At 76.7% G+C, this 19,114-nt stretch carries 16 protein-coding genes and 1 pseudogene; 4 read left to right on the top strand and 13 right to left on the bottom strand.

The annotated features are described in order from the left end of the window. Positions 1–65: 65 nt before the first annotated feature. The 3 genes from cofD to KRAD_RS14625 are packed head-to-tail and all read left to right on the top strand — an operon-like array spanning position 66 to position 2,762. Positions 66–1,079, top strand: a complete 1,014-nt coding sequence (cofD, locus tag KRAD_RS14635; RefSeq protein ID WP_012086404.1) for a 2-phospho-L-lactate transferase — start codon at positions 66–68, stop codon at positions 1,077–1,079. Beyond that, a complete protein-coding gene (cofE, locus tag KRAD_RS14630) occupies positions 1,076–2,131 on the top strand; it encodes a coenzyme F420-0:L-glutamate ligase (RefSeq protein ID WP_012086403.1) in 1,056 nt (351 codons plus the stop codon). Before cofD ends, cofE begins: the two co-directional genes overlap by 4 nt. Positions 2,132–2,138: 7 nt before the next feature. Continuing rightward, positions 2,139–2,762: a cyclase family protein gene (locus KRAD_RS14625; protein ID WP_041292122.1), complete on the top strand. Its 624-nt coding sequence runs from the start codon at positions 2,139–2,141 to the stop codon at positions 2,760–2,762. Here KRAD_RS14625 and KRAD_RS14620 read toward each other — a convergent pair. Both KRAD_RS14620 and KRAD_RS14615 read right to left on the bottom strand, forming a co-directional pair. Continuing rightward, positions 2,727–3,746: a DNA-3-methyladenine glycosylase family protein gene (locus KRAD_RS14620; RefSeq protein ID WP_203417577.1), complete on the bottom strand. Its 1,020-nt coding sequence runs from the start codon at positions 3,744–3,746 to the stop codon at positions 2,727–2,729. The two genes, KRAD_RS14625 and KRAD_RS14620, sit on opposite strands and share 36 nt — an antisense overlap. Next, positions 3,743–4,657, bottom strand: a complete 915-nt coding sequence (locus KRAD_RS14615; protein ID WP_012086400.1) for a DMT family transporter — start codon at positions 4,655–4,657, stop codon at positions 3,743–3,745. Before KRAD_RS14615 ends, KRAD_RS14620 begins: the two co-directional genes overlap by 4 nt. Before the next feature lie 50 nt (positions 4,658–4,707). On the opposite strand from KRAD_RS14615, the gene KRAD_RS14610 reads away from it, so the two are divergent. Then, positions 4,708–5,649: a LysR family transcriptional regulator gene (locus KRAD_RS14610; RefSeq protein WP_012086399.1), complete on the top strand. Its 942-nt coding sequence runs from the start codon at positions 4,708–4,710 to the stop codon at positions 5,647–5,649. Between the two features lie 15 nt (positions 5,650–5,664). On the opposite strand, the gene KRAD_RS14605 is transcribed toward KRAD_RS14610, so the two are convergent. The 11 genes and pseudogenes from KRAD_RS14605 to KRAD_RS14555 form a co-directional block, all read right to left on the bottom strand. Next, positions 5,665–6,438: a family 16 glycosylhydrolase gene (locus KRAD_RS14605; RefSeq protein ID WP_012086398.1), complete on the bottom strand. Its 774-nt coding sequence runs from the start codon at positions 6,436–6,438 to the stop codon at positions 5,665–5,667. 156 nt (positions 6,439–6,594) lie between these two features. Next, positions 6,595–7,110, bottom strand: coding sequence for a hypothetical protein (locus KRAD_RS14600; protein WP_012086397.1), 516 nt, complete (start codon positions 7,108–7,110; stop codon positions 6,595–6,597). A 264-nt stretch (positions 7,111–7,374) separates the two neighbouring features. Next, positions 7,375–8,406, bottom strand: coding sequence for an ABC transporter ATP-binding protein (locus tag KRAD_RS14595; protein ID WP_012086396.1), 1,032 nt, complete (start codon positions 8,404–8,406; stop codon positions 7,375–7,377). Continuing rightward, positions 8,403–9,371 carry an ABC transporter ATP-binding protein gene (locus KRAD_RS14590; protein ID WP_083782267.1) on the bottom strand — a complete coding sequence of 323 codons (969 nt, stop codon included), beginning with the start codon at positions 9,369–9,371 and terminating at the stop codon, positions 8,403–8,405. The genes KRAD_RS14595 and KRAD_RS14590 overlap by 4 nt, the downstream gene beginning before the upstream one ends. A 71-nt stretch (positions 9,372–9,442) precedes the next feature. Continuing rightward, a pseudogene (locus KRAD_RS14585) lies at positions 9,443–10,309 on the bottom strand (ABC transporter permease); the annotation flags it as partial. Positions 10,310–10,332: 23 nt separating this feature from the next. Next, positions 10,333–11,274 (bottom strand): ABC transporter permease, encoded by a 942-nt coding sequence (locus KRAD_RS14580; RefSeq protein WP_012086393.1) that lies wholly within the window; start codon positions 11,272–11,274, stop codon positions 10,333–10,335. Then, positions 11,271–12,842 carry an ABC transporter substrate-binding protein gene (locus tag KRAD_RS14575; protein ID WP_012086392.1) on the bottom strand — a complete coding sequence of 524 codons (1,572 nt, stop codon included), beginning with the start codon at positions 12,840–12,842 and terminating at the stop codon, positions 11,271–11,273. Before KRAD_RS14575 ends, KRAD_RS14580 begins: the two co-directional genes overlap by 4 nt. 157 nt (positions 12,843–12,999) lie before the next feature. Next, positions 13,000–13,971 carry a lysylphosphatidylglycerol synthase domain-containing protein gene (locus tag KRAD_RS14570; RefSeq protein WP_012086391.1) on the bottom strand — a complete coding sequence of 324 codons (972 nt, stop codon included), beginning with the start codon at positions 13,969–13,971 and terminating at the stop codon, positions 13,000–13,002. A 1-nt stretch (position 13,972) separates the two neighbouring features. Continuing rightward, a complete protein-coding gene (locus KRAD_RS25705) occupies positions 13,973–15,973 on the bottom strand; it encodes a glycosyltransferase (protein WP_012086390.1) in 2,001 nt (666 codons plus the stop codon). Next, positions 15,970–16,944 (bottom strand): glycosyltransferase family 2 protein, encoded by a 975-nt coding sequence (locus KRAD_RS14560; RefSeq protein ID WP_012086389.1) that lies wholly within the window; start codon positions 16,942–16,944, stop codon positions 15,970–15,972. Before KRAD_RS14560 ends, KRAD_RS25705 begins: the two co-directional genes overlap by 4 nt. A 12-nt stretch (positions 16,945–16,956) precedes the next feature. Next, positions 16,957–19,062, bottom strand: a complete 2,106-nt coding sequence (locus KRAD_RS14555) for a hypothetical protein (RefSeq protein ID WP_012086388.1) — start codon at positions 19,060–19,062, stop codon at positions 16,957–16,959. Between the last annotated feature and the right edge of the window lie 52 nt (positions 19,063–19,114).

The following is a 19,114-nucleotide window of genomic DNA, read 5'->3' as shown; positions in this document are numbered from 1 at the left end:
GGAGCCCCCCGGGTCCCAGCCGCCCCGCGGAGCCAGCCGGGTGGGGGACCCCGCGACGGGGGATGATGGCGCCCGTGAGCGACTCCCGTCCCCTGCAGATCACCGCCCTCGCCGGCGGCGTCGGCGGTGCCCGCTTCCTGCGCGGGCTGCTGGCCCACCTGCGCTCCGCGGAGGACCCCGCGCGCCGGGACGCCCGGGTCACCGTCGTCGTCAACACCGCCGACGACGTCACCCTGCACGGCCTGCGCATCTCCCCCGACCTCGACTCCGTGATGTACACCCTCGGCGGCGGCATCGACGAGGCCCGCGGCTGGGGGCGGGCGCAGGAGAGCTACGGGGTCGCCGGCGAGCTGGCCGCCCACGGGGAGGGACCGTCCTGGTTCACCCTCGGCGACAAGGACATCGCCACCCACGTCATCCGCACCCGGATGCTCGCCGAGGGCGCCACGCTCTCCGAGGTCACCGCGCGCCTGTGCGAGCGCTGGCAGCCCGGCGCGCGGCTGCTGCCGATGACCGACGACCGCGTCGAGACCCACGTCGACCTCGCCGACGGGCCGGGCGGCGCCACCCGCCGGGTGCACTTCCAGGAGTGGTGGGTGCGCCTGCACGCCGCGGTGCCGGCGGTGCGCATCGAGGCCGTCGGCGCCGCCGCGTCCCGCCCCGCCCCCGGGGTCCTCGAGGCGCTGCGCGAGGCCGACGTCGTCGTGCTCCCCCCGAGCAACCCCGTCGTCTCCATCGGCACGGTCCTGCAGGTCCCCGGGATCCGCGACGCCCTCGTCGCCGCCCCCGCCCCCGTCGTCGGCGTCTCCCCCGTCGTGGCCGGGGCCCCCGTGCGCGGCATGGCCGACGCCTGCCTGAGCGCGATCGGCGTCCCCACCACCGCGGCCGCCGTCGCCGGGCTCTACGACGACTTCCTCGACGGCTGGCTGATCGCGGAGGAGGACGAGCCCCCGCGGCGCCCGGGCCTGGTGGTGCGTCGGCGGCCGCTGCTCATGAGCTCCCCGCGCGCCACCGCCGACCTCGCCGGCGCCGCCCTCGACCTCGCCCTCGAGCTCGACCGGAAGGAGCCCGCCGCGTGAGCGGGAGCCTGTCCAGCAGCCTCCAGGTCGTCGGCATCCCCGGGATCGGGGAGGTGGTGGCCGGCGACGACGTCGCCGGGCTGCTCGTCGACGCCCTGCACGCCCAGCGGACCTCCCTCGGCGAGGGCGACGTCGTCGCCGTCTCCAGCAAGGTGCTCTCCAAGGCCGCCGGGCTCACCGCCCCCGCGAGCGAGCGCGAGGAGGTGGTGCTGCGGGAGTCCCGCCGCCTCGTCGCCGCCCGGCGCACCCCGCACGGCACCGCGCGCGTCGTGGAGGCCGCGGCCGGCCCGGTGATGGCCGCCGCCGGCGTCGACGCCTCCAACGTCGTCGGCGACGTCGTGCTGCTGCTGCCCCACGACGCGGACGCGGCGGCGCGGGCCCTGCGCGACCGGCTGCGGGAGCTGACCGGCGCGACCGTGGGCGTCGTCGTCACCGACACCGCGGGCCGGCCCTGGCGCGCCGGCCAGACCGACTTCGCGCTGGGCAGCGCGGGCCTGGACGTCCTGGACGACCTGCGCGGGCGGACCGACACCTCCGGGCGCACCCTCACCGTCACCGCCCGGGCCGTCGTGGACGAGATCGCCGCCGCGGCCGACCTGGTGAAGGGGAAGACCTCCGGGGTCCCCGCCGCCCTCATCCGCGGGCTGGGCGAGCTCGTGCTCGACGCCTCCGTGGACGCCCCCGGGGCGCGGTCGCTGGTCCGCACCGCGGCGGGCGACTGGTTCCGCCTCGGGCACGTCGAGGCCGTCCGCGCCGCCCTGGGGGCGGGGTCGGTGGAGCCCCCGCCGATCGAGCCGGGGACCCTGGAGGAGCGCCTCGGGCGGGCCGCGGAGGTCGCCTGCGCCGCCGGGCCGGGCGCCGGGGCCTCGGTGGCCGTCGAGGACGACGGGACGGGCCCGGCGCTGCGGCTGAGCGCCGAGGACGACTTCACCCTCGGGGTGCTCACCCAGCGCGTGCTGGCGGCGGTGTGGACGGAGTCCCTCGTCGGGCTGGTGGACCGCGACCCCGGGGACGGCGGCGTCCTCGTCCGCGTCGTCGAGCTGCCCCGCTGAGCCGGCCGTGACGCGGTGGGTGGACCTCAGCCGCCCGGTGGGGCCCGGGATGCCGGTGTTCCCCGGCGACCCGGGGTTCGCGGCCGAGCCCGCCGCGACGGTGGCCGGGGACGGGTTCGCCGTCACCCGGCTGCACCTGGGCACCCACACGGGGACCCACGTCGACGCCCCCGCGCACGTCGTCCCCGGCGGCCCCACCGTCGAGGAGCTGCCGCTGGAGCTGTTCAGCGGGACCGCCCTCGTCCTCGACGTGCGCGGTCGCGCGGTGATCGAGGCGGAGGACGTGCGCCCGGCCGCGGGCGCGCGGATCGTGCTGCTGCGCACCGGGTGGGACGGGTTCGCCGGCACCGGCCGGGAGTTCGACCACCCGTTCCTCACCGCGGCGGCGGCGCGGGCCCTGCGCGCGGGCGGGACGCGGACCACCGGGATCGACGCCGCGAGCGTGGACGGGCCGGGGACGCTGGCCGCGCACCGGGTCCTGCTGGGCACCCGCCCCGACCCGGGGGTGGTGGTGGAGAACCTGCGCGGCCTGGAGGGCCTGCCGGCGGAGGTGGAGTTCTGCGCGTTCGGCTGGGCGCTGACGGGCGGGGACGGCTCACCCGTGCGCGCGGTGGCCCGGCCGGCGCGCTGAGCCCAGCGCCCGGTTCGGGGTGTGGGTGGGCAGCGTCGCCCGCGGCCCGCGCCGCGGGCGCTGGTGCCCGGCGAGCTGCAGCAGCTTCTGCACCCGGAACCGGTGCCCGCGGTAGCACTCGATGAGCTCGGCGCAGCCGGCGTCGTCGAGGACCTCCCCGGTCAGCGCCCAGGAGACGTTGCCGGGGACGTGCAGGTCCCCGAAGCTGAACGCGTCGGCGTGCCCGTGGGCGCGCTGGCGCACCTCCGCCGAGGTCCACACCCCGATCCCGGGCAGCGAGCGCAGCGCGGCGTCGGCGGCCTCGGGCGCCATGGCCAGGGTGCGCTCCAGCCCGCCGGCGCGGGGCGCGGCGAGGATGGTGACCTTCCGCCGGCGCAGCTCCACCCCGGCCTGCAGCCACTCCCAGGACGGGATCCGCAGCCACTGCTGCGGGGTGGGGCTGAGGGTCAGCCCGGCGGGGCCGGGGGCGGGTTCGCCGAAGCGCTGCACCAGCCGGCGCCACCCCGCGAAGGCCTCGACGGTGGTGACGACCTGCTCCAGGGCGGAGGCGGACAGCGCCTCGAAGACGGCGCGGGTGCGGATGACCCGCCAGTGCCGGTGCGCCCGCCACGCCTGCACGAGGGCGGTGTGCTCGGGGCGGGGCACGAAGTCGGCGTGGGTGTCGTCGGCGGCCCCCAGCAGGTCCGGCACGCCGTCCAGGGCCCAGTCGGAGCCGGGGCCCCACGCCTGCGCCTCGACCTCGCCGTCGGCGGGGCGGGCCCGCACGCGCAGCAGGACGGGCCCGTGCGGGGTGCGGGTGGCGCGCCAGACGGTGCCGTCGGGGTCGCGGCGGAAGGTGGGGTCCCCGGACCCGCGGCGCAGGGCGGTGAGGGTCGTGGCGACGGGGACGGGACGGCCGGGCCGCCAGCGCAGCTCGCCGTCGGGCCCGCTCGCGGGGGCCGCGGGGGCCGCCCCGGCGGCGTCGGCGGTCACCCCTGCGGTCACACCTCCACGGTAAGGGGGGCCGCGGGCTGCTCGGGCCGGTTCGCGGGCTTCCGGGTGGCGAGGAAGGACCCGGCGAGGACGAGGGCGAACCCGGCGAGGGTGGTCGCGGTGATGCGCTCCCCGAGCACGACGGCGCCGGCGAGGACGGCGACGACGGGGTTGACGTAGACGATCGCGGTGGCGCGCACCGGGCCCATCTCCCCGATGAGGGCGAAGAGCAGCAGGAACGCCCCCGCGGTGCACACCACGGCCAGCACGACGAGCGAGGCCACGACCTGCCCCGAGGGCAGCGCGGCGGGCAGCCCGGGGCCCAGCAGCACGACCGGGACGTAGACCAGCGCGGCCAGGACGAGGCTGGCCAGGACGACCGTGGTGCCGGGCAGGTCGCCGAGGTGGCGCGAGAGCACGGCCGGGCCCACGGCGTAGCCGACGACGACCACGGCGAGTTCCGCGACGGCGCCGAACTGCCCGGGCACCAGGTCGAACCCGACGAGGGTCGCGACCCCCAGGGTGCCCAGGGCCAGCCCGGTCCAGCCGGTGCGGCCCAGGCGCTCGGCGCGGCCCCCGGCGAAGGCGACGAGGACCCCCACGACGGGGACGGCGGAGATGACGACCGCCGTCGTCGAGCTCGGCAGGTCCTGCTCGGCGCGGGCCAGGAACAGCCACGGCCCGACGATCTCGAACCCGGTGTAGGCGGCCAGGGCCGGCCAGCGGCGCAGCAGGTCGGGCAGGCCGGCGCGGACGTCCTTGCGCGAGAGCGCGATCGGGGCGAGGACGAGGGCGGCCAGGGCCGTCCGGGCCAGGACCAGGGTGGAGGGCGGGAGCTCCTCCCCGACGACCTTGATGAGCAGGTACGGGATGCCCCAGGCGAAGCCCAGGGCGGCGAACATCAGGGCGGCGCGGCGGGTCACCCCCCGATCGTGCTCTCCCCCGAACCGTTCAGTCCAGCTAGAGTTTTCTCATGAGTGTCGACAGCGAGAACTTCACGATCGACCTCCGCCGCCTCCGCCTGCTGCGCGAGGTGGACCGGCGCGGGACGGTCGCCGCGACCGCCACCGCCCTGCACCTGACCCCGTCCGCGGTCTCCCAGCAGCTGGCCGGGCTGGCCCGCGAGCTGGACGTCCCGCTGCTGGAACGGGTCGGCCGCGGGGTGCGCCTGACCGGCCAGGGCCGGGTGCTGCTCGCCCACGCCGACGCCGTCGCCGCGCAGCTGGAGATGGCCCGCGCGGACCTGCTGGCCTTCGACGCCGGGGTGGTCGGGGAGGTCCGCATCGGGTCGCTGGCCAGCGCGATCGCCGCCGTCGTGGGACCGGCGCTGCGGCGCCTGCACCGCGACCGGCCGGGGCTGCGCCTGCTGGTGCGCGAGCGCGAGCCGGTCTCCGCCCTCGTCGGCCTCGACGCGGGCGACCTCGACGTCGTCGTCTGCGTGGACCACCCCGGCGGCCCGCGCCGCGACGACGCCCGCTACGACCGGGTCGACCTGCTCACCGACGTCCTCGACGTCCTCGTGCCCACCGACCACCCGCTGGCCGGGCGCGAGGAGGTGGAGCTGGCCGCCCTGGCCCGCGACGGGTGGGTGGCCGCGGCCAGCGACGACGCGTGCGCCCAGATCACCCTGGCCGCCTGCGCCACCGCGGGCTTCGCCCCCGACGTGCGCCACCACACCCAGGACTGGGACGCGCTGGCCGCGCTGGTCGCCGCCGGGGCCGGGGTGGCGCTGATCCCGCGCCTGGCCCACCCGCTGCGCCCGGAGGGGCTGCGCGTCCTGCCGCTGGCGGGGCCGAGCCCGGCCCGGTCGATCTACGCCGCCACCCGGGCCGGGCGCGGTTCCGACGCCCCCACCGCGGCCGTCCTGGAGGAGCTGCGCCGCGTCGCCGCCGAGCGCCCCGACGCCACCCCCTGACCGTCCCGGCCGCCGTCAGCTCCCCCTGACCGCGTGCACGACGGCGGTCTTCGGGTACTCCCCCGCCGGCCCGGGCGCGACGACCTCGAAGAGGTCGACCATGAGCTGCTGGGGTCCCCGGACGTGCTGGGCCGAGGTGAACACCACCCGCTCGTCGCAGGCGACGACCACCCCCGAGGCGTTCCAGCGGGCGGACCACCAGTGCGCCTGCCCGGCCCCGACGGGGACGACGACCTCGGTCACCTCGGTCCGCAGCCGGGGGTCGTGGTGCGCCTTCACCCCGGTGCGCACCCGCGTCGAGGTCTCCCCCACGGCGTCGGCGTCGATCTCGCAGACGCAGACCTCCCCGCTGTCGCCGGGCGACTCGTGCTCGGTGCCCACCAGCCAGACGGCGAGCATGCAGCCGCGGTCCAGGCTCGCGGTGACCCGCACGTCGACCTGCCCCTCCCGCGGCGCCCACAGCAGCCGGGTGGGGGTGGGGGTCCGCACGGTCAGGCCGTCGGGGCGGTGGCGGTGGGTGCCGCGCGTGGAGCCCGCCGGCCCGGAGAACGTGGCCGTCTGCAGGTTCGAGACCCGCAGCGGGGCGTCCTCGGGACGCCAGTCCGGCTGGTCGGCCTCGATGCGCAGCTCCAGCCCGCCGGGGGTGGGCGCGCACCGCGCCCGCGACCGGTCCGGGGTGGTCCAGTGCGGCAGGTAGTGGTCCACCCAGCGCCCCGGGTCGGGGGAGCCGGCGGTGAAGTCGTCGGCGAACGGGGCGGCCGTGGGGTCGAGCAGCGGCAACCGGTCCATCCGGTGGGTCCCCTCCGGGGTCGATCGGGCGAGGACCGGATCGTTCCACGGGCCGCGCCCGCGCACCAGGACGACGACGAGCCGGCCCCCCGCACCCGGGAGGACCGGGTGCCGGGGACCGGCTCGGGGGGTCGCGCCGCGGCGCGACCGGTGGGATCAGGCGCGGGCGGAGCGCTGCTCGGAGGCGGAGGTGCGCACGTCGACGTCGTGGTCGGCGTCGTCACCCTCGACCTCCTTGGCGAGCAGACCGGAGCCGACGGCCCAGATCGCCGCACCGAGGATGCCCACGAACACGCCGATCTGGGTGCTCAGCAGGTCCCCGCGCTCAAGGCCGCCCATCGGGTTCAGGGCGAAGGCGACGCACTGGATCGTCGCGGCGATGGCGACGGCCATGGACACCAGGGTCAGACCGCGGTGCTGCCCGCGGCGGGCGCGCTTGGCGGCGTAGGCCATCGCGACGAGCAGGCCGAGGCCCAGGTAGGCGATGAACGGCACGAGGGAGTCGGTCTCGTAACCGGTGCGGCGGTCGTCGGTGCCCTCGATCTGCACCCAGTTCAGCAGCGGGGAGATGTTGAAGAGGACGATGCCGGCGGCGGCGACACCGAGACCGGCCTTGCCGGCGGTGCGGACGGGACGGCGGTCGGTGGTGCCGTGGGGCTGAGTGCTGGCCATGGTGGTTCTCCTGGAACTGTTTCGGGGGTGGCCGCGATCCGGCGGCACGGGGAACGGTGAGGGACACCGGAGGTGCGGCGTCCGCTGGGCACGGTCTGCGGCGGAGGTTCCCCCGGGGGAACACGACCCGCTCGGGGTGGTCCATCTGCTGCAGACCGGACGATGCACGTTCTCGTCTGGGAACCACGACACCACGCACCGGTGCCCCCCGCCACTCGGAACGCGCTCGGCCGCATCACGGTTCGACCACGGACGGGGCACGGTTCAGGGGTCGGCGGGCTCCGGGACCCCGACGACGCCGTGCAGGTGGCACGCCGCGACGTGCCCCGCCGGCGACGCCGACGGCACCTCCTGCAGCGCGGGGTCCACGTCGGGACAGGGGGCGAACGCGCGCGGGCAGCGGGTGCGGAACCGGCACCCCGAGGGGACCTTCGAGGCCGAGGGCACGTCACCGGTGAGCACGATGCGCTCGCGGGCGCGCTCGCGCGCTGGCGAGGGCAGCGGCACCGCCGACAGCAGTGCCTGCGTGTACGGGTGCTGCGGGGCGGCGGCGAGGTCGGGCGCGCTGGCGACCTCCACCACGCGCCCCAGGTACATGACGGCGATCCGGTCGGAGAGGTGGCGCACCGCGGCGAGGTCGTGGGAGACGAACAGCAGCGTCAGCCCCAGCCGGCGCTGCAGCGACCGCAGCAGGTTCAGCACCTGCGCCTGCACGCTGACGTCCAGCGACGCGATGGCCTCGTCGCAGACGACGAAGTCCGGTTCCCCCGCCAGGGCGCGGGCGATGCCGACGCGCTGGCGCTGGCCGCCGGAGAACTCGTGCGGGTAGCGCGCGGCGACCGACGGGTCCAGCCCGACGAGCTCCAGCAGTTCCGCCACCCGCGCCGCCCGCGCCGCCGCCCCCCGGTGCAACCCGTGGACCTGCAGCGGTTCCGCGACGGTCTGCCCCACCGTCATCCGCGGGTCCAGCGAGGCGTAGGGGTCCTGGAACACCACCACCGCCCGCCGCCGCAGCGAGCGCAGCGCCGAGCGCGACATCGCCGTGACGTCCGCGCCGTCGAACTCCACCGTGCCGCCGGTGGGTTCCACCAGCCGCAGCAGGGCGTTGCCCAGCGTCGACTTCCCGCACCCGGACTCCCCCACCAGACCCAGCGTCTCCCCGCGGCGGATCTCCAGGTCGACCCCGTCGACCGCGCGGACCGCGCCGGTCGCCCGGCGCCGCAACCCCTTCGACCGGACGGGGAAGTGGACCTGCAGGCCGCTCGCCCGCACGAGGACGTCACCGGCGCCGTTCACGGCCGCACCTCCTGGACGCGGGAGCCGTAGAACGTCGCCGCCCGGTGCGGGACGGGGCCGTTCCCCCCGACCCGCACCAGCGGGGGCTGCTCGGTGGCGCACCGCTCGTCGCCGCGCACGGGGCAGCGCGGGTGGAACACGCACCCCGCGGGCAGGTCGGTGGGCGGGGGCGGGGTGCCGGGGATCGCGACGAGGTCGGGGGTCTCCCCGGGGCCGTCGTGCAGCGTCGGCAGCGACCCCAGCAGCCCGCGGGTGTAGGGGTGGGCGGGGGCGTCGAACACGTCGTCGACGCCGCCGTCCTCCACGCAGCGCCCCCCGTACATCACCAGCACCCGGTCGGCGGTGCCGGCGACGACCCCGAGGTCGTGGGTGATCCACACCACGCCCGTGCCGTGCTCGGCCTGCAGCCGCGCCACGAGGTCGAGGATCTGCGCCTGCACGGTGACGTCGAGGGCCGTGGTCGCCTCGTCCGCGATGAGCAGGCGCGGGTCCCCGGCCAGCGCGATCGCGATGACGACGCGCTGGCGCATCCCCCCGGACAGCTCGTGGGGGTAGCGGTCCAGGGACCCCCGCGGGTCCGGCAGCCCGACGTCGGCCAGCAGCTGCGCCGCCCGTTCCCGGGCCGCCCGGCGCGAGGGGACCTTCCGGTGCGCCAGCAGCCCCTCGGTGAGCTGCCGGCCCACGGTGAGGACCGGGTTCAGCGACGTCATCGGGTCCTGGAACACCGTCCCGATGCCGTTGCCGCGCACCGTGCGCAGCTCCGCCTCCGACATCGCCAGCAGGTCCCGGCCCTCGAACTCGGCGCGGCCGCCGACCCGCGCGTGCCCGGGCAGCAGCCCCAGCAGCGCCATCACCGAGACGCTCTTGCCCGAGCCCGACTCCCCCACCACCGCGACGGTCTCCCCCGCGGCCACGGAGTAGTCCAGCCCGTTGACGATCCGCGCGGTCCCGCGCGCGGTCTCCATCGAGACCCGCAGGTCCCGCACCTCCAGGACGTCCACGACTTCCCCCTCCGTCGGCCCGGCCCGCGCTTCCCGGCCTGCAGCGCGCTGCGCTGCTGGGGGTCCAGCACGTCGCGCAGACCGTCCCCGAGCAGGTTGAACGACAGCACCAGCAGCACGATCGCCAGCCCGGGGAACACCGCGATCCACCAGGCCAGGTCGACGTACCCGCGCCCCTCCGACAGCATCCGTCCCCAGCTCGGCGCCGGCGGCTGGGTGCCCAGCCCCACGAAGGACAGCGCGGCCTCGGCCAGGACGGCGAACGCGAGGCTCACCGAGGTCTGGACGATGATCGGCGGCGCCGCGTTCGGCAGGACGTGGCGGAACAGCAGCCGCAGGTCCGAGGCCCCGATCGAGCGCGACGCGCGCACGTACACGCTCTCGCGCACCCCCAGCACCGCCGAGCGCGTGACGCGGGCGAACACCGGGGTGTAGGTGACGCCGATGGCGATCATCGCGTTCGTCGTCCCCGGTCCCAGGACCGCGATGACCGCGATGGCCAGCAGCATCGCCGGGAACGCGAACAGGACGTCCATCAGCCGCATGAGGACGGTGTCCAGCCAGCCGTCGTGGAAACCGGCGAACAACCCCACCAGCACCCCGCACACCAGGGAGAAACCCACCGCGACGGCCCCGACCTGCAGGGAGACCCTCGCCCCCAGCACCACCCGGCTCAGCACGTCGCGGCCGAGGTCGTCGGTGCCGAACCAGTGCCCGGGCCCCGGCGGCAGCAGCCGGTCCTCGACGGAGACCTCGTTGGCCCCGGTGGGCGCGATCCGCTCCCCGAGGAGGGCGAGGGCGACCACGCCGAGCAGCACCACCGCGGCGAACGCGGCCGGCGGTGAGGAGAGCAGCAGCCGCAGCGCGGTCCACCCCCCGCGCCGGCGCGGGCGGACCCGCACCGGCGGGGTCGCGTCGACGGCGCTCACGAGGCGATCCTCGGGTCGAGCTTGGAGTACAGCAGGTCCACCGCGAGGTTCAGCAGGAGGAACACGAACGCGAACAGCAGCACCGCCCCCTGCAGCACCGGGTAGTCCCGCGCCTGGACCGACTGCAGCGCCAGCTGCCCCAGCCCCGGCCAGGCGAACACGATCTCGACCACGACGACCCCCGAGAGCAGGTACGCCAGCTGCACCCCCGTCACCGTCACCAGCGGCAGCATCGCGTTGCGCAGGACGTGCCCCCTCAGCACCGCCCGCGGGCCGAGGCCCTTGGCGCGCGCGGTGCGGACGTGCTCGGCGCCCAGCGCCTCCAGGACGCTGGAGCGGGTGAACCGGGTCAGGACGCTGCCCGACACCAGCCCGGTCGTCACCGCCGGCAGCACCAGCGACCGCAGCCACCCGGCGGGGTCCTCGCCGAGGGGGACGTACCCGCTGGCGGGGAACCAGCCCAGGGTGCCCGCGAAGACGAGGATGAGCATGATGCCCATCCAGAACTCCGGCACCGAGATGCCGATCTGGCTGACCACCGTCCCGAACCCGTCGACGAGCGACCGCGGCCGCAGCGCCGAGGCGGTCCCCAGCGGGATCGCGATGAGCAGCGCCACCAGGATCGAGGCGAGCGCCAGCGACAGCGTCGCGGGCAGCCGTTCCAGGATGAGCGCGGTCACCGGGTCCCCGGAGCGGAAGCTCACCCCGAGGTCGCCGGTGACGGCGTGCCCGATCCAGGAGAGGTACTGCGCGAGCAGCGGCTGGTCCAGCCCGGCCCGCTCGCGCAGCGCGTCGTAGGTCGCCTGGTCGAACCGGGTGCCGAGCGCGAGCCGGACCGGGTCGCCGGGCACCAGGTGGACCAGGGCGAACGTGGCGACGGACACCCCCAGCAGGACGACGAGCGCCTGCAGCGTGCGCCGCAGGGCGACCCCGCTCACGACGGCAGGGTCACGGTGTCGAAGTTCACCGCCTTGTCGGCGCGGACCTCGTACCCGGTGATCCCCGGTTCCCACGCCTGCACGGCGTCGGGGTTGTAGAGGTAGAGGTAGGAGACGTCGTCGACGATCTGCTCGGCCGCCCGGTCGTACAGCGCCTTGCGGGCGGCCTGGTCCGGTTCCACCTTCGCCCGGTCCAGCAGGTCGTCGGTGACGGGGTTGGAGTACTTCTGGTAGTTGTTCGACCCGCCGGTGCGGTGCTGGTCCTCGTAGAAGTCCGCGGGGTCGATGTTGCCCAGCCAGCCCAGCACGAACGCGTCGAAGTCGCCGCGGCCCTGGCGGTCCAGCCAGGTCGCGAAGTCCTCGGTCTGGATGTCGACGGTGATGCCGAGGGGTTCGAGCTGGCTGGCGACGACCTGCGCCGCGGTGACCGTCTCGGGGTACTCCGACGTCACCATCAGCCCCATCGTGAGCGGGCCGCCGACCCCGGCGCCGGCGAGGAGCTGCCTGGCCCGGTCCACGTCGGTCGTGAAGGGCGCGTAGTCGTGGTACCACTCGCTGGCCTCGGGGATCGCGGTCTGGTTCACCCGGGCGGTGTCGAACTTCGCGGCCTCGGTGACGGCCTCGCGGTCCAGGGCGAAGGCGACGGCGCGCCGGACGTCCACCTGGTCGAACGGGGCCTTGGCGCAGTTCATCGCCAGGTACCAGTAGTCGACGCTGGCGACCCGGCCGAGTTCGACGGAGTCGTCGCCGGAGAGCTTCTCGACCTGCTGCGGGGGGACGTTGTCGGTCCACTGCACCTGCCCGCCGGTGAGCGCGGTCAGCGCCGCGGCGGGCTCGGGGACGACCCGGAACGTCAGGCCGCCGACCCGCGGCGCCTCGCCCCAGTACCCGTCGAACCGCTTCAGCGAGATCTCGTCGGCCGAGGTGCTCTCCAGCCGGAAGGGCCCGGTGCCGACGGCGGCCGTCGTCAGCGACGCCTCGTCGACGGTGCGGGGCAGGATCGCCATGCCCTTGAACCCGCCGAGGCGGGAGAGCAGGTTCGGGGTCGGGGAGGTCAGCGAGACGACGACGTGCGTGGGGTCGGGGGCCGACACCTCCGCGACGGTCGCGAAGCGCGAGGAGTTCGCGAGGTCCTGGTCGATGATGCGCCGGTAGGAGAACACGACGTCCTCGGCGGTGAACGGCGACCCGTCGTGGAAGGTGACGCCGTCGCGCAGGGTGAACGTCCAGGTGAGCTCGTCGTCGCTGGTCTCCCAGTCGGTGGCCAGCGACGGCTGCATCGACAGGTCGTCCGCGCCGGGGACGACGAGGGTGTCGTAGACGTTCTCCAGGACCTGGAAGCTGGCGTAGGCGGTCGTCTTGTGCGGGTCGTACTGGTCGGGCCGGGCGCTGATGGCGGCGACGAAGCCCCCCGCACCCCCGCCGGTCCCCCCGTCGTCGCCGGTGTCGACGCTCTCGCCGGTGCTGCAGGCGGAGAGGACGGCCGGGGCCAGGGGGGCCGCGGCCAGGGTGGCCAGCAGGGAGCGGCGCTTGAGCCGGTCGGTCGTCCCGGGCTGCTGCTCGGACATGGTGCCTCGCCTCCACGCGTCGTCGGTCCGGACGTCGACGGACCACCCTGCCGCCGCCTCCGGAGGGTCACCACTCAGAACCGGGCGTGGCCCGGGATCGTGACGTGCCCGAGACCCCGGCGTCGGCGGGAGGAGGTGCGGGTGCGGCGGGGACGGGTCAGGCGTCCGGGGGCGGGGGCGTCCGGACCCGCCCGGCCGGGCGCACCCGGTGCCCGGCGAGGGCGCCCAGGGCCAGCACCAGGTCGGCCAGGGTCAGCAGCACCCGCGAGCCGAGGACGACGACGGCCGCCGCCCCCGGGCCCGCCGCCAGCGCCACGACCGCCCCCAGCACCAGCTCCCGCGCCCCGGCCCCCGCGGGGGCCAGCACCACCAGGAACCCCACGATCCAGGCCAGCGCGTACCCGCCGACGGCGAGGGCCAGCGCGGGCCCGGTGGGCCAGGAGACCCCGACGGCGGCCGACAGCACGAACACCTGCAGGCCCACCGCGACCCACGACGCCACCGCCCACGCCGCCGCGGCGAGCAGCCCGCGCCCGGTGACGGGGTGCTCCAGGGGTTCCTGCCGGGCCAGGCGCAGCAGCCGGGTCAGCAGCGGGTTGAGGACCCGCGGGACGAGCAGGACCAGCAGGAACGGGGTCAGCCAGCGCAGCCAGCCCGTCCACTCCCAGCCGCGGAGCTCCCGGCCGTGCAGCGCGAACGGCAGCACCCCGGCGACGAGCAGGCACGCCGTGGTCATCGAGACGAGCAGGGCGACGGCGAGCGCGGACCCGGTGCGCCGGCGCGGCACGCCGTGGTCGCGGGCGAGCTCGGCCTGGGCGACGAACTGGAAGACGGTGCCGGGGACGTAGCGGCCGAGCTGGCCCACGAAGAAGACCCGGGCCGCCGCGCGCCGGGGCAGCGGGGAGCCGAGGTCGGCGAGCACCGCGCGCCAGGAGGCCCCCGACAGCGCCACGTTGGCCAGCGACAGCAGCGCCGCCAGCCCCACCGAGGCCGCGTCCAGGCGCGACCAGGCGTCGGCGATGGCCTCCCGGTCGCGCCAGACGTAGGCGGTGGCCAGCGCCACCGCCACGACGAGGAACCCGGCCCGCAGGACGGGCGAGCGCAGCACGGCCAGGAGCCGGTTCAGCACCTCAGCGCCGGACGAACGTCAGCAGGACGAACGTGTAGTCCAGCCCGGTGCGGGTCCAGTGCACGGGGCGCTCGGGGTGGGCGAGCACCTCGTCGGTGAGCTCCCCCACCAGCTCCAGCCCCAGCGCGGCCGCCGTCGCCACCAGGTCCCGCAGGTCGGCGGGCGAGAAGATCCGCACCGGGGCGCCGTAGGCGGTGACCCCGGTGGTGTCCGGCGGGTCCTGGTCGTAGTCGGTGGACAGCGCCAGCACCCCGCCCGGGCGCAGGATCCGGGCGGTCTCGGCGAGGAACGCCGCGACGGGCACGCCGTGCTCGATGACCGACATGCAGGTGACGGCGTCCAGGGAGGCGTCGGGCAGGCCGGTGTCGGTGACGTCGCCGCGGCGGAACTCGACCCCGTCGCGGTGGACGGTGGCGCCGAACTCCAGGTTGATCCCGGCCAGCGCGCCCCGTTCGGCGCCGAAGCCGTACAGCCGCAGCCACGGCAGGACCGGGGAGTACCGGGCGGAGCCCGCGTCCAGGACGCGGGCGCGGCGGGAGCCGTCGTCGGCCAGGGTCAGGACGGCGGCCACCGCCCCCAGGGCGTCCCAGTTCTTCGGGGCGTCGGGGTGGGCGGGCAGGCGCAGCCGCCTCGCCTGGGCGACGGCGTCGGCGACCTCGGCGGCGTCGTGCAGGACACCGGTGCGCGGCACCCCGCTGGGCACCGGCCGGCGCTCGGGGGCGGCGGCGAGGCGGCGGGCGCCGAGCTGCTCCCCCACGCGGCGCTGGACCCCGACGCGGGCCCACAGGGCGTGCTCGGCGCCGCGCTTGGCCACGGCCAGCAGCCGCCCGCCGGGCGGGGCGGCGGCCGTCCCGCCCCGGGCGGCCTCCTCCAGCGCCCCGAGGTAGCGGTCCCACGGTTCCTCGAGGTCGGGCGGCTGGACCCCCTCGCGCAGGCGCTCCAGACCGCCGTCGGCCAGGCGCAGGACGCCCGCGGCCAGCGCGGCGACGTCGCCGGGCTCGACGAGCACGCCGTCGACGCCGTCGCGCACCTGGGCGGGGAAGGTCCCCACGCGGGTGGCGACGACGGGCAGCCCGTGGGCGAAGGCGAGGACGGCGTTCTGCGACGCGGTGGCCGAGCGGTAGGGCAGCACCAGGGCGTCGTGGGCGGCGAGCAGGGCGGGCAGCTCCGCGGCGGGGACGTAGCCCTCGCGCAGCTCGACGTGGCCGCGCAGCCCGGGGGCCCCGGCGAGCTCGCGCACCCGGCGGCCCGCCTCGCCCCACAGCTCGCCGGCGACGGTCAGGCGCGCGTCGAACCCGCGCTGGTGGACCTCGCGCAGCGCCTCCAGCAGCAGGTCGACGCCCTTGTAGTCGCGCACGACGCCCAGGCTGAGCAGCCGCACCCCGCCGTCGCGCGGGACCCTCGACCCGGCGGGGGCGTCGATCCGGGGGCCCCCGGGCAGGTGCGGGGGCAGGTCGGCGACGACGACGCGGCGGGCGCCGTGGGCGTGGGCCAGCGCGGCCTGCTCCTGGGAGTGCACGACGACGCCGTCGACGGAGGTGAGCAGCCGCCGCACGAGCAGCGCGTCACCGGGCCGGGGCTCGTGGGGCAGCACGTTGTGGGCGACGACGACCGTCCGCGCCGCCGAGCGCGCCGAGCGCAGCCCGGCGAGGACGCCCAGAAGCGCCGGGACCTGCAGCGGGACGACGTGGGTGAGCACGACGAGGTCGGCGGCGGCGACGCGCCGGCCGGTGCGGACCCAGGACGCCGGGGAGTCCCACGCCAGCGGCCGGACGGTGGGGGTGAACTCGGCGACCTCCGGGACACCGCCGGGGACCCCGGGCTCGCCGGGGTAGAGCAGCGCCGGGTACTGGCGCGCCCAGGAGACGAGCTTCACCTCCGCGTCCGCGCTCAGGTGCCGGGCGAGCTCGGTGGTGTGGACGGCGGTGCCGCCCTTGGCCGGGTGGGCGGGGCCCACCACGACGACCCGCGGGAACCCGGCGGGGGTGGCCGGACCGCTCACGCGGCGTCCTCCCGCGAGCGCGCGCCGTCGTCGCGGGTGCGCGCGCCGTCGTCGCGGGAGCGCACGACGAGGTCCGCGAGCAGCGCGACCGCCCCGATGAGCAGGCCGGAGACGAGCAGCAGCACGGTGTTGGCCGGGAAGTAGAAGGGGTGCCGGACCATGTCCACGACCCCCTTGACGAACCCGAGGCCGAAGAGGAACAGCGCCAGCGGCATGAGCACCCGCAGCGGCTCGAAGTACATGATCATCCGCAGCACCTGGAGGATGTAGCGGTAGGCGTCCTTGGTGAAGTGGAACTTCGAGGTCCCGGCGCGCTTGGCGTAGGTCGTCGGCACGTACTTGATGTCGTGCTGGTTGCACAGGAACGACAGCGTGATCGTCGTGACGCAGGAGAACCCGGCCGGCAGCAGCCGCAGGTAGGGCAGCGACACCTCCCGGCGGAACGCGCGCAGCCCGGAGTTCAGGTCCGGGATCCGCTGGTGGGCGAGGACCTCGGCGACCTTGCGGATGACGAACTTGGCCGGCACGCGCAGCGCCTTGTGCGTGCCCTCCTCGGTGGTGCGCGCCCCCACGACCTGGTCGTAGGAGTCGTCCTCGAGCAGGACCCGCACCAGCTCGGGGATCCGCTCGTTCTCGTAGGACATGTCCGCGTCGGTCCACACGACGATCTCGCCGCGGGCCATCTGGGTGCCGATGCGGCGCACCGTCCCCGACCCGCCGTTGCGGCGGAAGCCCACCACGCGCAGGTGCGGGTAGTCGGCCTCGACCGAGCGCAGCACCGCCAGCGTGTCGTCGGTGGAGCAGTCGTCGATCGCCAGCAGCTCGTAGGGCATGCCGTCGTCGTCCATCACCTTCGTGATCCGCTGGATCTCCAGCAGGACGTGCGCCTCCTCGTTGTAGCAGGGCAGCACGATCGTGGCGGTGGGCGCGGGGGAGGTCACCGCGGCGAGGGAAGCGTCTTCGACAGGCATGGCGGGCGAAGCTTACCCAGCGGCGGGCGCGGCGGCGGCGGGCGCGACGCCGGTGACGAGGCGCACGTCGATGCGCTGCAGGCCGTCGGGACGCTCCTCCAGCACCCGCTCGTCCTCGCCGGTGCGGATCGAGGTGACCACGCGCGGCTGCGCGACGCCGAGCCGGGTCAGCACCTGCACGGGGTCGGTGTCCCCGCCCGCCGCGACCAGCACCGGGTTCCCGCCCGCGGCGCGCACGCGCTGCGCCGCGCGCTCCACCGCGGCCCCCAGCGTCGCCCAGTACTCCTCGCTGCCCGGGGCCCCGGACGCCGTGGGGACGACGACGGAGGCGCTCGGCACCCCGCACGTCCCGCGCAGGACCTGCGGCCACTCGTTGCGCGAGCGCGGGTCCACGGCGAGGGCCACGTCGTCCCCGCCGAAGCTCGCGCACGCCTCGGCCACGGCCGCCGGCTGCCCGGCCTCGCTGCGCTGGGCCGCCACGGGCAGCGTCGCGACGGCGGCGGGCACGAGCAGCAGCACCGCGGCGATCGCCACCCGCAGCGCGGTGAGCCGCTGGTGGGCGTAGCGGCGCACCACCGCGCGCGCCGCGACGACGGCGAGCACGACCACCGCGGGCAGCACGACGACGACGAGGCGGCGGTCGGCCCACGGGTGGTCGGGGGTGATCCCGGGGCGGTAGAGCGTCAGCAGCGTCGAGCCCATCGCCACCACGTAGGGCACGGTCCACACCGGCAGCGGGCTGACGCCCTGCACCGCGCGCACCAGCCGCGGCAGGGCCAGGACGGCCGCCGCCCCGGCGAGGACGACCGCGGGCCAGCCCAGGTACCAGGCGACCCAGTCCACGGAGTGCTCCGCGTAGGTGCGCCCGCCGTCCACGGGCAGCCCCTGGGCCAGCTGCAGGCCCGCGACGAGCCGGCTGCCGGGGTCCTGCGGGTCCTGGCGCACGACGAGCCACAGCGGGCGGCTGGCGAGGACGAGCAGGACCACCGCGAGCAGCGCGGCGAGCACCGTCGGCAGGCGCTCGCCGGTCAGCCAGCGGAGGCGGGCCAGCCGCCCGGAGCGGGCGAGGCGGACGAGGACGGCGCAGACGGCGCAGAGCAGCACCAGCCCGGCCACCAGCGGCAGCAGCGACCCGGCGATCGTCCCCAGGTAGGGCCGGGAGGTGAGCAGCGCCGCGGCCACCGCGAGCACCGAGGACACCGCCGTGCCGGCCAGCAGCGCCCGGGCCCCGGGGTGGCGCGCCACGAGCAGGACCGCGACGACGGGGACGAGGACGGCGATCTCGCGCAGGAAGTCGATGCGGACGAACCCGCACGCCCCGAGGAGCAGCCCCGCCCCGCCGCCGAGGCGGGCCGCGGTGCGTCCCGTCGCGGGCACCAGCGCCACCAGCAGCGACGCGGCCCCGACCAGGACGAGCAGCGCGGGCGGCTCGGAGTAGGTGGAGCGGTTGGCGTGCAGGACGGGCTGGGCCAGCGCGAACGCGCCCGCGGCCAGCGGCGCCCAGCGGGGGCCGGCGACCCGGGCGGTGAACCCGGCCAGGGCGAGGATCCCGGCCGCGCCCAGGAGCGCGGGCACGACGAACAGGCCCGTCCAGCCGCCGGCCCACTCCCCCAGCGAGTACAGCGCCGGCGCGCCGAGCAGGAACTGCGGGACGACGTGGTCGCCGACCTCGTAGAACGCCGGCGAGGCGATCGTGAGGTTGGGGTCGGCCAGCGCCGCCGCGCCGCCGAGGGCGGCGAGGTCGGGGTCGACGGGCAGGCCGTGGCGGGTGGCGAGGTGGTGGGCGTAGAGCGCCAGCGACCCGGCGTCGCGGCGCAGCACGACGTGCTCGGCGTGGGTGAGCGCCGCCCACAGCCCGCCGGCCAGGGCGATGGCCAGGCTGCCGCCGGCGGCCCACCAGCCCGCCGCGACGGCCGGCACCCCCCACGCGAGGCGGCCGGCGAGGACGGCGGCGACGAGGCCGACGGGCACCGCGACGGCCGGGGTCCACAGGTCCAGCAGGACCAGCGGCACCGCGACCGCGGTCAGGGCCGCGACGGCGGCGGCCAGCACGACGGGCACCCGCGTCAGGACGGTCCCCGCCGCGGTGCCGGCGGGGGGCGTCAGGGGGGTGCTCACGCCGCGGAACGCTACCGCCGCCGGCGCCCCGCCCCGGCACGCGCGCCGGACG

The sequence above is a fragment of the Kineococcus radiotolerans SRS30216 = ATCC BAA-149 genome, assembly GCF_000017305.1.
Lineage (GTDB): Bacteria > Actinomycetota > Actinomycetes > Actinomycetales > Kineococcaceae > Kineococcus > Kineococcus radiotolerans.
The sequence above is the reverse complement of the archived record's forward strand: the minus strand, read 5'-3'. Positions and strand labels throughout refer to the sequence as shown.